At 39.1% G+C, this 13512-nt stretch carries 13 protein-coding genes and 1 other RNA gene; all 14 read right to left on the reverse strand.

The annotated features are described in order from the left end of the window. Positions 1-125 precede the first annotated feature (125 nt). Complete coding sequence (locus HMPREF1865_RS03105; protein ID WP_004696361.1) at positions 126-422, reverse strand: DUF1292 domain-containing protein; 297 nt, start codon at positions 420-422, stop codon at positions 126-128. Between the two features lie 26 nt (positions 423-448). Then, entirely contained in the window at positions 449-868 is a 420-nt protein-coding gene (ruvX, locus tag HMPREF1865_RS03110; protein WP_004696363.1) for a Holliday junction resolvase RuvX, read from the reverse strand. Further along, on the reverse strand, positions 868-1128 hold the full coding sequence (locus tag HMPREF1865_RS03115) for an IreB family regulatory phosphoprotein (RefSeq protein ID WP_004696366.1): 261 nt from the start codon (positions 1126-1128) through the stop codon (positions 868-870). The genes ruvX and HMPREF1865_RS03115 overlap by 1 nt, the downstream gene beginning before the upstream one ends. A gap of 154 nt (positions 1129-1282) precedes the next feature. After that, positions 1283-3898, reverse strand: coding sequence for an alanine--tRNA ligase (gene alaS / locus HMPREF1865_RS03120; RefSeq protein ID WP_060919165.1), 2616 nt, complete (start codon positions 3896-3898; stop codon positions 1283-1285). 279 nt (positions 3899-4177) lie between these two features. Then, entirely contained in the window at positions 4178-4990 is an 813-nt protein-coding gene (locus tag HMPREF1865_RS03125; RefSeq protein WP_004696370.1) for a C40 family peptidase, read from the reverse strand. Between the two features lie 84 nt (positions 4991-5074). Next, entirely contained in the window at positions 5075-6085 is a 1011-nt protein-coding gene (locus HMPREF1865_RS03130) for a glycosyltransferase family 2 protein (protein ID WP_004696372.1), read from the reverse strand. Between the two features lie 376 nt (positions 6086-6461). Further along, the gene (locus HMPREF1865_RS03135) at positions 6462-6839 is read right to left on the reverse strand and encodes a hydrogenase expression/formation C-terminal domain-containing protein (RefSeq protein ID WP_060919166.1); all 378 of its coding nucleotides are present in this window, start codon (positions 6837-6839) and stop codon (positions 6462-6464) included. A gap of 68 nt (positions 6840-6907) precedes the next feature. Continuing rightward, entirely contained in the window at positions 6908-7486 is a 579-nt protein-coding gene (locus tag HMPREF1865_RS03140; protein WP_060919167.1) for a HyaD/HybD family hydrogenase maturation endopeptidase, read from the reverse strand. Continuing rightward, on the reverse strand, positions 7479-8288 hold the full coding sequence (gene cybH / locus HMPREF1865_RS03145) for a Ni/Fe-hydrogenase, b-type cytochrome subunit (RefSeq protein WP_004698529.1): 810 nt from the start codon (positions 8286-8288) through the stop codon (positions 7479-7481). The genes HMPREF1865_RS03140 and cybH overlap by 8 nt, the downstream gene beginning before the upstream one ends. Positions 8289-8302: 14 nt before the next feature. Further along, positions 8303-10204: a nickel-dependent hydrogenase large subunit gene (locus HMPREF1865_RS03150; protein ID WP_060919168.1), complete on the reverse strand. Its 1902-nt coding sequence runs from the start codon at positions 10202-10204 to the stop codon at positions 8303-8305. Continuing rightward, positions 10204-11343 carry a hydrogenase small subunit gene (locus tag HMPREF1865_RS03155; protein WP_060919169.1) on the reverse strand — a complete coding sequence of 380 codons (1140 nt, stop codon included), beginning with the start codon at positions 11341-11343 and terminating at the stop codon, positions 10204-10206. Before HMPREF1865_RS03155 ends, HMPREF1865_RS03150 begins: the two co-directional genes overlap by 1 nt. A gap of 273 nt (positions 11344-11616) precedes the next feature. Then, entirely contained in the window at positions 11617-11946 is a 330-nt protein-coding gene (locus tag HMPREF1865_RS03160; RefSeq protein ID WP_004698670.1) for a thioredoxin family protein, read from the reverse strand. Between the two features lie 57 nt (positions 11947-12003). Next, positions 12004-12354: RNase P RNA component class A (rnpB, locus tag HMPREF1865_RS03165), an RNA gene on the reverse strand. A gap of 49 nt (positions 12355-12403) precedes the next feature. Then, complete coding sequence (locus tag HMPREF1865_RS03170; RefSeq protein WP_060919170.1) at positions 12404-13507, reverse strand: Nif3-like dinuclear metal center hexameric protein; 1104 nt, start codon at positions 13505-13507, stop codon at positions 12404-12406. Positions 13508-13512 lie beyond the last annotated feature (5 nt).

A 13512-nucleotide genomic window follows, 5' to 3' on the forward strand; every position in this document is an offset into this window, starting at 1 on the left:
TTTTATGTATTTCTTATACCATTAACAGGAATGGAGTTACTTCTTTGTACAACAATGATAAGGTATAACAAAATAAAAATAGCGCATTGTCTACTGACAATACGCTATTTTTATGCTAAAGACGATTATTCGTCTTCATCCATGTCTTCATACAATTTTACTAGAGTTTCAAAGTTTTCATCTTCTTCATCCAAAGGTACGTATTCTTCTACGCCTTCTTCATTTGTTTCGATGCGAGCCAAGATCATGTATGTGTCATCTTGACCTTCATGGTCGGCATCTTCATCTTGTACATGTACAAGAACGGCATACTCTTGACCTTCATGGTTCAAGATAACATCTTCTGTGAAGTATTGTTTATTACCATGTTCATCTTCGAATTCCAAATAATACACTTCACCTTCAAAATTTTGGTCAACCATTGGAAACCCTCCTTAAAGAAAAATACTTATTTATTAAACTGCAAGCGATCTAAATATCCTTGCAAAATTACAACCGCTGCCATTTTATCGATAACGGATTTACGCTTTTTACGGCTCACGTCAGCCGCAATGAGTTGACGTTCAGCCATAACAGTAGATAACCGCTCATCCCAATATGTAACAGGTAAATCGATGACTTCCTTCATCTTTGCAACGAATTCTTCAGTCTTTTCAGCCCGTTCACCTTTTGTACCATTCATATTTTTCGGCATACCTACCACAAGTTCATGTACTTCATATTCAGAAATGAGTTCTTGTAAGCGATTAAAGTCTTTTTCTAGAGATGTTCTACGAATGGTTTCAATACCTTGTGCAGTCATGAGCAGTGCATCGCTACAGGCAATACCAATAGTACGGCTGCCTACATCTAATGACATAATTCTCATTATAGTTGTTTAGCCTTTGCGTATTCTTTCAATAATTCTTCAATCAAGTCATCACGTTCTAAACGACGGATATCGGAACGCGCATTATTATAACTTGTTATGTACGCAGGATCTCCGGAGATTAGATACCCTAAGATTTGATTTATTGGATTGTAACCTTTTTCTTGAATAGATTGATAAACACGTGTAAGCACCTCTTCAGCTGTCATCGGTTCATCGTCTACTTTACGGAATAACATGGTTTCATCTGAAACGTTCATCGTATCCCTCCTTTTTATTACATCGGCAGATTTCACTATACAAGTGAAATCTCACCTACTATTATACTTGAATTAAAGCTACAAAGTCAGTAATTTTTTATGCATTATAAAAAATTTCTATAACAGATACAAGTATAATTATAAACTTATATGCCTATTGTAACATAGATTTTAAGGCTTCACCACCAGCTTTTAATGCTTCCATTAATTTAGCTGGCTCTTTGCCACCTGCTTGTGCCATATCCGGACGGCCACCGCCATTACCTCCAGCTACTTGAGCTGCTGCTTTAACAATATTACCTGCTTTTGCACCTTTAGCAACGACATCTTTAGATACTTTACATACAAAGTTTACCTTATCATCGCCCATAGCAGCGCCTACAAGAACCACACCAGAGCCATTCAATTTATCAAGGCCCATATCAGCTAAATCACGCAATTCATCGATGGAGGACGCCTTTACAGCTACGGCAACAAATTCAACATCACCTATCACAACTTTACCAGCAACGATGTCAGCTGCACCAGCTGCAGAAACCTCTTTACGAATTTGTTCTAATTCTTTTGCTGTGTCTTTAGCTTCTGTCAACACTTGGTGTAAGCGTTCTTCTATTTGAGGTGCTTTAGTTTTAAGCTCGCTTGCCATGCGTTCAATAGTCAAACGATCTTGTTTTGCTGCATCGAGAGCTGCACGACCTGTAATCGCTTCAATACGACGTACACCAGAACCGATACCAGCTTCAGATGTTAAACGGAAGGAACTAATGAAAGCTGTGTTGCCTACATGAGAACCACCACATAATTCAACGGAGAAGCCAGGAACCTCTACAACGCGAACTACATCACCATATTTATCTCCAAAGAGTGCCATCGCACCTTTCGCTTTTGCTTCGTCCATTGACATTTCTTCGATAGCTAGATCCGTAGCTTTTAAAATTTCTTCGTTTACAAGTGCTTCGATTTGATCAAGTTCCTCTTGTGTTACAGGGGAGAAATGAGTGAAGTCAAAACGCAAGTAATCAGGAGTTACTAGAGAACCAGCTTGGTTAACATGCTCGCCAAGAACCTTTTTCAATGCTGCATGTAACAAGTGTGTTGCTGTATGATTGCGGGCCATTGCTGCGCGACGATTTGTATCCACTTCAAGTGTTACATCATCACCTTCAGAGATAGAACCTTCTACAACAGTACCGATATGATATACAGTGCCTTCTGGTAAACGTTTTGTATTATGAACCTCTACCTTACCCATTGGGCCCACGATAAAGCCTGTATCACCTAATTGACCGCCCCCTTCAGCATGGAAAGGAGTAGTGCGTACGATAACAGTAATTTCATCGCCGTCAGCTGCTGTTTGTAAGCGTTCAGAACCTTTACCAAGCATCAATACGGCGGATGCAGTTTCTGCTTCATCTTCAACAAGTTCTTCATCTTTCAAGAATGTAATGTCTGGTGTTGCTACCTTCGCATCTTCTTTTACACGAGCCTCACGAGCGCGTTCACGTTGTTCTTTCATAGCAGCTTCAAAACCTTCATGGTCGATTGTAAAGCCGCGTTCAGAAGCTATTTCCTCTGTTAATTCCCAAGGGAATCCATATGTATCATATAGTTTAAATACTTCTGTACCAGGAACAACAGTTGCTTTTTCAGCAGCTAATGTATCAATTAAAGAGTTTAACAACTCAAGGCCTTGTTCCAATGTTTGGTTAAAGCGTTCTTCTTCGTTTTGTACAACACGTTTAACGAAATCTTGTTTCTCAGCGATGGATTTAATACCAGGTCCTAGAATGTCTACGACTACATCAATAAGAGGTGTTAAGAAGATACCTTCAATACCAAGTAAACGGCCATGACGTACAGCACGGCGTAAAATACGACGCAATACATAGCCACGACCTTCATTAGACGGTAACACACCATCGGAAATCAATGCTGTGACAGCACGAGCATGGTCAGCAATAACCTTCAAAGAAACATCTGTATTTGGATCTTCGTTATATTTCACACCGGCCCGTTTTGCAGTGGCTTCAATAATTGGGAAAATCAAATCGGTTTCAAAATTTGTTTTACAACCTTGTAATACGGAAGCCAATCGTTCAAGACCGGCGCCAGTATCGATGTTTTTATGTTGTAATGGTTCATAAGACCCATCTGGCATTTTATTGAATTGTGTAAATACTAAGTTCCAGATTTCAAGATAGCGATCACAGTCACAACCTGGTGCACAATTAGGATCATCACAACCATGTTCAGGACCTTGGTCGAAGAAGATTTCACTGTCAGGACCACATGGGCCTTCACCAATTTCCCAGAAGTTATCTTCGAGGCGCGTAATGTGACTTTCTTCTACGCCACAATCATTGTGCCATGTATCATACGCTTCTTGGTCATCTGGATATACAGTGACATATAGTCTATTTTTATCGAGTTTAATAACTTCAGTTAAGAACTCCCATGCCCAGTGAATAGCTTCTTTTTTGAAGTAATCACCGAAGGAGAAGTTACCAAGCATTTCAAAGAATGTATGGTGACGAGCTGTGCGGCCTACATTTTCAAGGTCACCAGTACGCATACATTTTTGGCTTGTTGTAATACGATGACAAGGAGGTACCAATTTACCTGTAAAGAAAGGCTTTAATGGCGCCATACCTGCCCCGATCAATAACAAAGACGGATCGTTTTCTGGTATAAGAGAAAAACTATCTAATTTTAAATGTCCTTTACTTTCAAAAAACTGCAAGTATGCTTGACGCAGTTCATTACCCTTCATGTGTATATTCCTCCTAAAATTATTTACTCTTCATTATAACTCAAAAACGATATAAAATCTATTAAAAACATTGAGATTATGCGGAATTTACGCACTTTCACACCAATTCAAGCAAACCGTAAAAAATATAATTTTAAAGCCATATTTTTTACAATAAAAGTAAAGGTCAAATTTAGTCAATGCTAGTTAAATCATAAATAATAAACATAAAAAAAGAGGTTATACAAATCAACAAAACAAAATTGATTCGTATAGCCTCTTTTATAGCTAGTTATTAAATTAGCGTACAACGCGTTTTGCGCCGATGTAACGTTCACCCCAATAGCCAGTATCAAGGTCTGCTACTGCAACACCACGACTGGAAGTGGCGCTGATGAACTTGCCATCGCCAATATAAATACCGGAGTGAGATGGACCTGGTTCATAGGTTTCGAAGAATACCAAATCCCCTGCTTTCAAGTTCGCACGAGAAACTTCAACACCTACGTTATACTGTTCGTCTGCCAAACGCGGTAAGGAAATACCTTGTTTTTCAAATACATATTTAACATAACCAGAGCAGTCAAATCCACTTGGAGTTGTACCGCCAAATACATATGGTACACCACGGTATTTGTCAGCTTCTGCCAAGATTGCGTGAATGCTACTAGGTGTTTCATTTTTCGTAATATTGTTTAATTTAACGTTCTTGCCATTAATGGAATGACCAGCGATACGACGGGATGTCGCATTACTGTTTGTAAAAGCGGATTTCGTTGCTACTGCTTTAGTCGCTGCATTTTGGGTCAATACTGCCTTCGTAGAACGAGGAGCACCCATCAATGCATTATACGTAGCAGGGCCTACGATACCATCCACCGGAAGGCCACGATCTTGTTGGAACAGACGAACTGCCCACTTCGTTTCCTTACCATATACACCATTTTTATCTGTAGCATTATAGCCGTGTTTAATTAGTTGTTGTTGAACCGCTGTAACACTTTTGCCCTTATCACCATATTGTAATGTTGTTGCGCCAACCATGGCTGTTGTGGCACACACAAAAGTTAATGTTAATGCCGTTATTTTAACCTTACTATATTTTGACTTCATATGCTTCCTTTCCAAAAAACTTTTAAAGTAAGTTATTTATTCAAAATATACTAACCGTCTATTTATTTGCATTCACAAATACAGCTAGTCTTCTTTGCTTTTGTTAGTATAAGCCTCTGGTGCCATAAAAACATCTGCACTACTTGGTCCGAGTAACGGAGCCTCTTCATGCTCTTCAAAATTTATAGCTGACTTAACCCAATACAAAGGCCGTTGCTTTACCTCTTCAAAAATACGACCTACATACTCGCCAATAATTCCCAGTCCGACGAGTTGAATTCCACCAATAAACAAGATTGATACGCCCAAGGTTGTCCACCCATTCAAAGCTTGTCCTGTAAGATATACATACAAAAGATGTAAAATGAGCAAAAAGCTCATTCCACCACAAAGTACTCCTACATACAAGGCGGCCCGTAAAGGCACCCTTGAAAAAGCAGTTACACCATCGAGAGCAAATCGAATCATTTTACGCACACTAAACTTTGAGACACCTGCAAATCGAGGTGGTGCCACAAAGTGCAACTCTGCTTGTCTGTACCCTAAGGCGCCGACAATACCGCGCAAAAATCGACCATGTTCTCTGAATCGTTTCAACGTGCCCAATGCTTTACTATTCATGAGGCGGAAATCGGACCCACCTTCAACAATAGGAACATCGGCCATTTTGTTCATCAGTTTGTAATAATACTTAGATGTGAAAGATTTAGCCCAACTAGCGTCATCAGTTGAATCGCGTATGGTACGCACCACGTCATACCCTGATTCCCACAACCGAACTAGTTCAGGAATCAATGCAGGTGGATGCTGCATATCACCGTCCATTGTAATGACTGCATCGCCATGAGCATAATCAAGTCCACATGTAAGTGCCGTTTGATGCCCAAAGTTACGAGCCAGCAATAACACTTTGACATGTTTATCATTGAATGCAATTTCACGCAGTATCATAGCTGACGAATCACTAGATCCATCATCCACGAAGATTAATTCATAATCATACGTGAGACCTGACATAACATCAGTTACAGCTTTATAAAAGTTCGCTATATTTTCCTCTTCGTTATATACAGGCACTACAATAGAAAGTAACATAAATCCTCCAAAGTATTTTACTCACATATTTTATGTTAATTAGTAAATTAAGGCAAATGCTAAAGGTTAACAATAGGCCTAATAATGTTTATAAAGCCAGTAAATAAGCTATTTCTCTGTAAAACACCAATGAAACACTTCATTTATCCTTTATATAAGCTAAACGAATTAATTTCATATAAATTTATTCGTAAAACTACTTAATAAAGTAATTTATAAAAAATATTTATTTTATTAATATAGAAATAAATATGATTATTTCTGGCTTTATCAACTATTAATCAAAAATATATATGAATTTTTATCATAAAATTATCAAAAACGCCTAATTTCATCTATCTTTCATGAAAAAGAGACCCGTTAAGGGTCTCCTTTACTATAATCCAGCAGCATCAATCCAAGATTGTAAATCTTCCTCCGCCAGTTCCATATCTTCTATATAAGCACCAGCTACAACTGGATATTTAGCGACCTCTACTGTATGTAAAATGGAATCATCGCGACCATTTTTATAAGTTCCAATCCAGATTCCAGAAAATTGTGATTCATACCATTCTACAGGTTGATCAGTTTCATTAAAGTTAATCGTAATATAACCGCGTCCAAGTGTTTCTAATACTTCAACTTGTTCTTCCTCTGTTAAACCTGTTTTTTCAATATAAATCGAATATGTCTCACCATTTTCACGCAAATTCTTTAGAGCCAAACGCAACTCATTTAAAACGGCGCGAACATTACCATAATTTTCAATCATAAATACTCCTATACAGAAACTATCTTTACATTCTATAAGCTATCTATACATTATATGAAATTTCCACTTTATGCTTTAGGCTCAACTGTTACGCCCCATTCTCGTAGGACATGCAAAATACGTTTTTTAACCTCAGGCAAGGCACATTGTACCGGCTCGCTAGGTTCAAAACCAATTTCCAATGATTCCGGTTCTACACCAATAACCACTGCATCTTCTAATGGATCTTCTTGAATAGCACGGATGCGTAAAATATCTTGCATTCCTACTTCATGTACAGAAATATGTTCCGTAAAATATTGTTCCAATTCCTTATGAGGAAATTCATATATAGTTCCTGGAGCATCTCCACCATTAATAGCGTCTACAAGAAGAATTTTCTTCATACCACGCATATACGTGAGTAATTCCATCCCCATAGTGCCACCATCAATAATGGAAATCGGAGGTGTAAATGTGAAAGATTCTTTCAATTCTTTTACTACATGAACACCTAATCCCTCATCGGTAAGCAAAATATTACCGACTCCAAGTAGGACAATTTCATTATCTCCATCATCATAAAGGCTATTTAAATCAATCCGCGGCCCCTCTGAGTCCGCGTATTGTTCCAAGCCACTGATGATATCAGTACTTGTATTAGTCATTTTCTTGTAATTCTCTTTCTCTAGGATCATTAGGATCACTTGGACGATATGTAGTACCAGATGGTTTATCAATACGTTCCCCACGACGACGTTTACCATTGAGGTCTTCAATATCAATTGGGTCATGAGCGTAATATTTCATGCCCGAAACCATAGCAGATACTTCGCCGGATTCCTCCATAACGTCTTCTCGAAATGCCATATACACGTGAACAATAGTAAAGAACAAGAATCCCCACGCAATGTAGTGATGGATAACATGGACTTTATATTCACCACCAAATAATGTAATCACTGGTGCAAATAAAGTTCCTAGAATACCATTAGGATTAACCATCGAATACATTGCAAAACCCGTTAAGATTTCAAAGAAGAACATAATGTATACCATCATATACGCAGTTCTAGCTAAGGAATTACGAAGCCAATGATGTTCATGTTTTTGAGGAATCATTAAATAGTGCAATGTTGTTTCTTTAAGACCGTACCAATACCGTTTTTGACGGAATTTAGGTAATAATCTATCCCCTCGGTTCCAAAGAGCGCCTGCAAAACGGAAGATAAAGGAGAATGTTAAGATAACACCTGCAATGAAATGAATACGCCGCATAGTTTCCATAGAGAACCAGCCATCAATAGCAAAAGTTGGTTCAGGGTTACCCGTAATCGCAGCAAAGCCTGGATCACCAATATATAGTCCTGTCCAGAATAAAGCCGTTACACTAAGCACCATAGTCCAGTGGAATATGCGCAGCCATAGACTAAATACGACATACGCCTTTTTGTCAGTATGTATTAACATAAGCCCACCACCCTTTATTTACACAATGCATCTGTATTGACGGAAACAATTTTTTCGCCTTTTTTATTGTATAAATGGGTTGCACATGCGAGGCATGGATCAAAGGAGTGAATTACCTTCAAAATTTCAAGTGGTTTATCTGCAATTTTTACATGTGTATCAATCATGGAATCTTCATAGGCACCATGTTCATTAGCTGCAGTTTTAGGGCACGCATTCCATGTAGATGGTACGATACATTGATAGTTTGCAGAGCGTCCATCTTTAATATGTATCCAATGACCCAAACCACCACGAGGCGCATCTACAAGACCAACACCTTTAGCATCTTTATCCCATGTGTTTGGCTCAAATTTAGTCATATCTGCTACTGTAGTATCACCATTTTTGATATTAGATACAAGTTTGTTAAAGAAGTATTGACTAATATTTGCTGCCACTTGTGCATCAAGGCCACGACATGCTGTACGTCCCACCATAGTAGTCATCCATACATGAGCTGGTACACCCAATACTTGTGATACTGTATCAATTTGACGAACAATCATAGATTCAGCCCAAGTTGGGGCTTTGATTATGCCTTGTTTTACTTTTGTATACACAACAATATATTTTGCTAATGGACCAACCTCTGCAGTTTTACCTTTGAAAGTTGGAGATTTAATCCAAGAGTATTTTTTATCTTCATCAAGGAATTCCCATTTTTCTTTTGTACCAGATTTAGGACCCGTAAATTTAGGATCAGTAACACCTTCAATAGGATGAAGTGTTTTTGTTCCGTCTGGATATGTAAACCAGGAATGATCAACCTCTTCACTAAGGTATTGAGGATCCATAAAATCTTTACCTTCTAATGGGATAAATGTTGCTTTATCTACGCCTAACGCAAAGTTTTCAACAACGCCATTGGAACGAACAATACATTTCTTATGATAGTCACCATTAGAAGTGCCTGTGTATGTATCATCTGGATAATCACCATAAGACATAACGCGTTTCTTAGCAAGACCACCACCATCGATCATACCTTTTTCTACATAGATTTTGCCAATAGCTAGTAAATCTGGTAAATAAAAATTATCTACTAAGTCTTTAGCTAGCGCAATAGACTGTTCAACAGCGCCTAGGCGTTGTGTATTGATAGGCGCATTCATATCATTCATCGAGATAGAACATGGCATGCCACCTACGATGTAATGAGGATGAGGGTTTTTGCCACCAAACACAACGTGAGGAATTACAATATCACGTTGACGATCAAGGATATTCAAGTAATGGGATACGGCCATCAAATGAACCTCTGGTGGCAACAAATTATAATCAGGATGATCCCACCATTGAGCAGAGAAAATACCTAATTGACCAGATTCAACAATTTTCTTAACCTTTTGTTGTACTGCCGTAAAGTATGCTGTAGTGGCTTTAGGGAACTCTTTAGGATAGGCTGAGTCTTTTGATGCTGTTTCAGCAGGTGCTAAACTGCTCACATTATACGTAGCCAATACATCATTTTGTAATTGTGCGGTTTTAGCAGGGTCAGCGCTAAGAGCAGCTACTGGGCTAACCCAGTCAAGGGCATGTAAGTGATAGAAGTGTACGATATGATCATGCACATCTAGACTACTATGCATAATATTACGTATATAGTTTGCATTTTTAGGAATTGTAATACCAATTGCATCTTCAACAGCTCTTAACGAAGCCAAGGCATGTGTTGTAGTACATACGCCACAAATACGTTGTACGAACGCCCAAAGGTCACGAGGATCGCGGTCTTTAGCAACAAGTTCGATACCGCGCCAAGCAGTACCAGAAGACAATGCATCCTCTACTTTACCACTCGCTTCATCAACTTTTATTTCAACCCGTAAATGACCTTCAATACGGGAAATCGGATCTACTACTACGCGTTTCATTAGTGACCTCCTCCATTATTATGTTTCTCTTCATCCCATAAGCCTTGTTCTTTTAAGCGTTTTTCTTCTTTCATATCAAGAATTTTATTACGCGTAAGAGTTGCTGCACCATGAACGATAACCGCTGCAGTAGCGCCAACAGCAGCTACTGTACCAATTGTATCCGCAGTTGTGATGGTATTAGCTAATGGAATATCTGGTAATCGTTTGTAGAATACGTCATTATCCCAAAAGCCCTTTTCAGAGCAACCAATACAGCCGTGACCGGATTGAATTGGATAAGACAAACCATTCCACCAACGTAAATTACCACAAGAATTATATGTTTGAGGTCCACGACAACCTACCTTGTACAAGCACCAACCAGATTTGGATGCATCATCGTCGAATTTTTCAACGAAGAGTCCAGAATCAAAGAAGGCACGACGGTAGCATGTGTCGTGAATACGATTGCCATAAAATTGTTTAGGACGGCCTTGAGAATCAAGAGGTGGAATTTGACCAAATAATGCATAGTGCATGATTACGCCAGTCATAACCTCTGGAATTGGAGGACAACCAGGAACCTTGATAATTGGCTTGCCAGATACAACGGAAGATACAGAAACTGTATTTGTTGGATTTGGTTTTGCCGCCTGTATGCCACCCCAAGAAGCACAAGAACCATATTCTATAATCGCCGCAGCTCCTTTAGCTGCTTCTAATAAGGATTCTTTAAACGTACGTCCACCTACTGTACAATAAACACCATCTTCATCAAGTGGTACGCCACCTTCAACAGCCAAGATATATTTACCAGCTTTTTCTTTGATGATTTTTTCTAAATGTTCCTCTAATGGTGCACCAGACGCTGCCGACAAAGTATCATCATATTCTAAAGAGATCATGTTTAAAATAACATCAGAAGTAAAGGGAGAGGATGAACGGATAAAAGATTCACTACAACCAGTACATTCATGACCATGCAACCAAATCACTGTAGGTAATTCAGTTGTTTCGGCAGCCTTAACAACGGTGTCTAACATCGTTGGAGGTAGTCCTAAAATAGCAGTGAGTGCTACACAGGATTTCATAAATGTTCGTCGACTCAAACGGCGTTCTTGGAAGAGTGTCCACAAACTATTTATACGATTCTTCATGGAATATAGCCTCCTTACAACAACTTTGCGCAATATAATCATATTACTTAATAAACTACAACGTTTATGATAAAAATCATTTTATTAGCGTCCTCTATCAGTTTGACGAAGTTCAACCAACATGATGACAATCATATTTCTACTATTTTATTATATCACTTAATATTTTTTAAAACTATGAATTTTAACAAAAAAGCTGTATATAAGAAATTAACTTTCCTTATATACAGCCTCATGTTATTCATTTCCTAAGAATTCCTAGTTATTAATTAATCAGATAACTTCCTTTATTAGAGACTCAAGCATATCTGCTTTTTTATAGCCCACAAGGGAATCGAGCATTTTGCCATCGCGGAAGAATACTAAGGATGGAATACCATCAACATCTTCTTTTAACAAAATACCGCGAAGATTTTTATCTTCTGCATTAACACTAAAGAATTCTACTTGACCTTTTAAACGCTCTGCTACGTCTTCAATCTCTGGGCGCATAACAGTGCATGGTTCGCACCAACCAGCCCAAAAATCAACAATAGCTAAACCTTTAGCGCCAAGCACTTTCTCATCAAATTCTTGTACACTAGTAATTGCTGTAATTGCCATGAAGTTCTCCTAACAAAGATCTACAATCTTATATACTATCAATTATATGTTAAATATAGAAGCAAGCAATCAATAAGCCGAGTTCTGTTCCGCTTGCGCGGTGACGATTATCTTTCTAGGCGTACAGTCGCCTGCACGCTCGAGCGACACAACCCGGAAGGTAGGCGGGACCACCCTTAACCCTTCCCTATTCGGTCTTGCTCCGGATGGGGTTTACCGAGCCAGCCTGTTACCAGACTGCTGGTGAGCTCTTACCTCACCTTTCCACCCTTACCACTTACGTGGCGGTTTCCTTTTCTATGGCACTTTCCCTAAGGTTACCCTCGCCAGACGTTATCTGGCATCCTGCCCTATGGAGCTCGGACTTTCCTCGAGTCTTATAGACTCGCAACCGTCTTTCATACTTGCTTCAATTCAGTTTATCATAGCTAACAATTTGTTGCAAGAAAATGCATCATTACACAAAGAAGAAATCATTTTGTTCTGTGAAAGCTTTCACAGGAACAGTAAGCCCTGCAGAGATTAAATAGTCACGTAAACCATGTGCCACTATAGACTCAGTTCCAAAATGCCCCGCATCAACTACGAGTAAGCCTAATTCCTTAGCCATTTGCGCCTCATGATACTTCACATCACCTGTAATATAGGCATCTACATGTAACCGGGCAGCATCCTTAATAAATTCTGCACCTGCACCAGAGCATAGAGCAATGGATTGAATCGCTTTCGGCACAATACCAGCAAAACGAATGTTAGCATCAGGCAACGCTTCTTGTACCCACTCACGGAAAGAATCTAAGTTTAATGCATTAGGCAAGCGACCTACCCGTCCTAGATATTGAGTTGAACTAGTAGGCTCGACTATATTCAAAACCTCATAAGCAACTTCTTCATATGGATGAACAGCTTTCATAGCCGCTACGACTTTGCTTAAATGCGTACCATCAACGATAGCATTCACTTGTACCTCAGGAACCACTGTCAAAGCGCCAGCTGCCCCAATGACAGGATGAGAATCTTCATTACCAACAAAGCGTCCTTCCCCATGGATACTGAAACTACAATGCTCGTAATTGCCAATTCGGCCTGCCCCTGCATCGCCCATCGCCAAACGAACCGCATCAGCCGAGCTTTCAGGTACAAAGGTGGTCACCTTATAAAGCGCCTCTTCACCAGTTTTAATGAAGCCCTTAATATCAATAAGTCCCAATTGCTTCGCCAATATATCATTTAGACCGCCTGGAGCGATATCAAGATTTGTATGAGCACTATATACGGCAACCTTATGTTGAATCAGCTTATTAATCGTACGCCCTTGAGCAGTATCACATGATATCTGTTTCAACCCTTTAAAGATTAATGGGTGGTGGCTAACAATTAAATTACAATTTTGTTCAATAGCATATTCTACGGTTTCTTCTGTTACGTCTAACGTAGTCACTACACCTGTAACAACTACATTCCGATCGCCCACCATTAAACCTACATTATCCCAAGACTCTGCATACGAATGCGGTGCTAATTGCTCCATCAAGGTAATAACTTGTTGAACCGTTATCATACAAC

Origin of the sequence: Veillonella parvula (genome assembly GCF_001553335.1) — a bacterium.
Lineage (GTDB): Bacteria > Bacillota > Negativicutes > Veillonellales > Veillonellaceae > Veillonella > Veillonella parvula_S.

Coding starts and splice junctions, on each gene's coding strand:
- ruvX (WP_004696363.1), bottom strand. CDS start 868: ATGAGAATTATGTCATTAGATGTAGGCAGCCGTACTATTGGTATTGCC.
- HMPREF1865_RS03115 (WP_004696366.1), bottom strand. CDS start 1,128: ATGAACGTTTCAGATGAAACCATGTTATTCCGTAAAGTAGACGATGAA.
- HMPREF1865_RS03135 (WP_060919166.1), bottom strand. CDS start 6,839: ATGATTGAAAATTATGGTAATGTTCGCGCCGTTTTAAATGAGTTGCGT.
- alaS (WP_060919165.1), bottom strand. CDS start 3,898: ATGAAGGGTAATGAACTGCGTCAAGCATACTTGCAGTTTTTTGAAAGT.
- HMPREF1865_RS03125 (WP_004696370.1), bottom strand. CDS start 4,990: ATGAAGTCAAAATATAGTAAGGTTAAAATAACGGCATTAACATTAACT.
- HMPREF1865_RS03105 (WP_004696361.1), bottom strand. CDS start 422: ATGGTTGACCAAAATTTTGAAGGTGAAGTGTATTATTTGGAATTCGAA.
- HMPREF1865_RS03130 (WP_004696372.1), bottom strand. CDS start 6,085: ATGTTACTTTCTATTGTAGTGCCTGTATATAACGAAGAGGAAAATATA.
- HMPREF1865_RS03160 (WP_004698670.1), bottom strand. CDS start 11,946: ATGGCAATTACAGCAATTACTAGTGTACAAGAATTTGATGAGAAAGTG.
- HMPREF1865_RS03150 (WP_060919168.1), bottom strand. CDS start 10,204: ATGAAACGCGTAGTAGTAGATCCGATTTCCCGTATTGAAGGTCATTTA.
- HMPREF1865_RS03170 (WP_060919170.1), bottom strand. CDS start 13,507: ATGATAACGGTTCAACAAGTTATTACCTTGATGGAGCAATTAGCACCG.
- HMPREF1865_RS03155 (WP_060919169.1), bottom strand. CDS start 11,343: ATGAAGAATCGTATAAATAGTTTGTGGACACTCTTCCAAGAACGCCGT.
- cybH (WP_004698529.1), bottom strand. CDS start 8,288: ATGTTAATACATACTGACAAAAAGGCGTATGTCGTATTTAGTCTATGG.
- HMPREF1865_RS03140 (WP_060919167.1), bottom strand. CDS start 7,486: ATGACTAATACAAGTACTGATATCATCAGTGGCTTGGAACAATACGCG.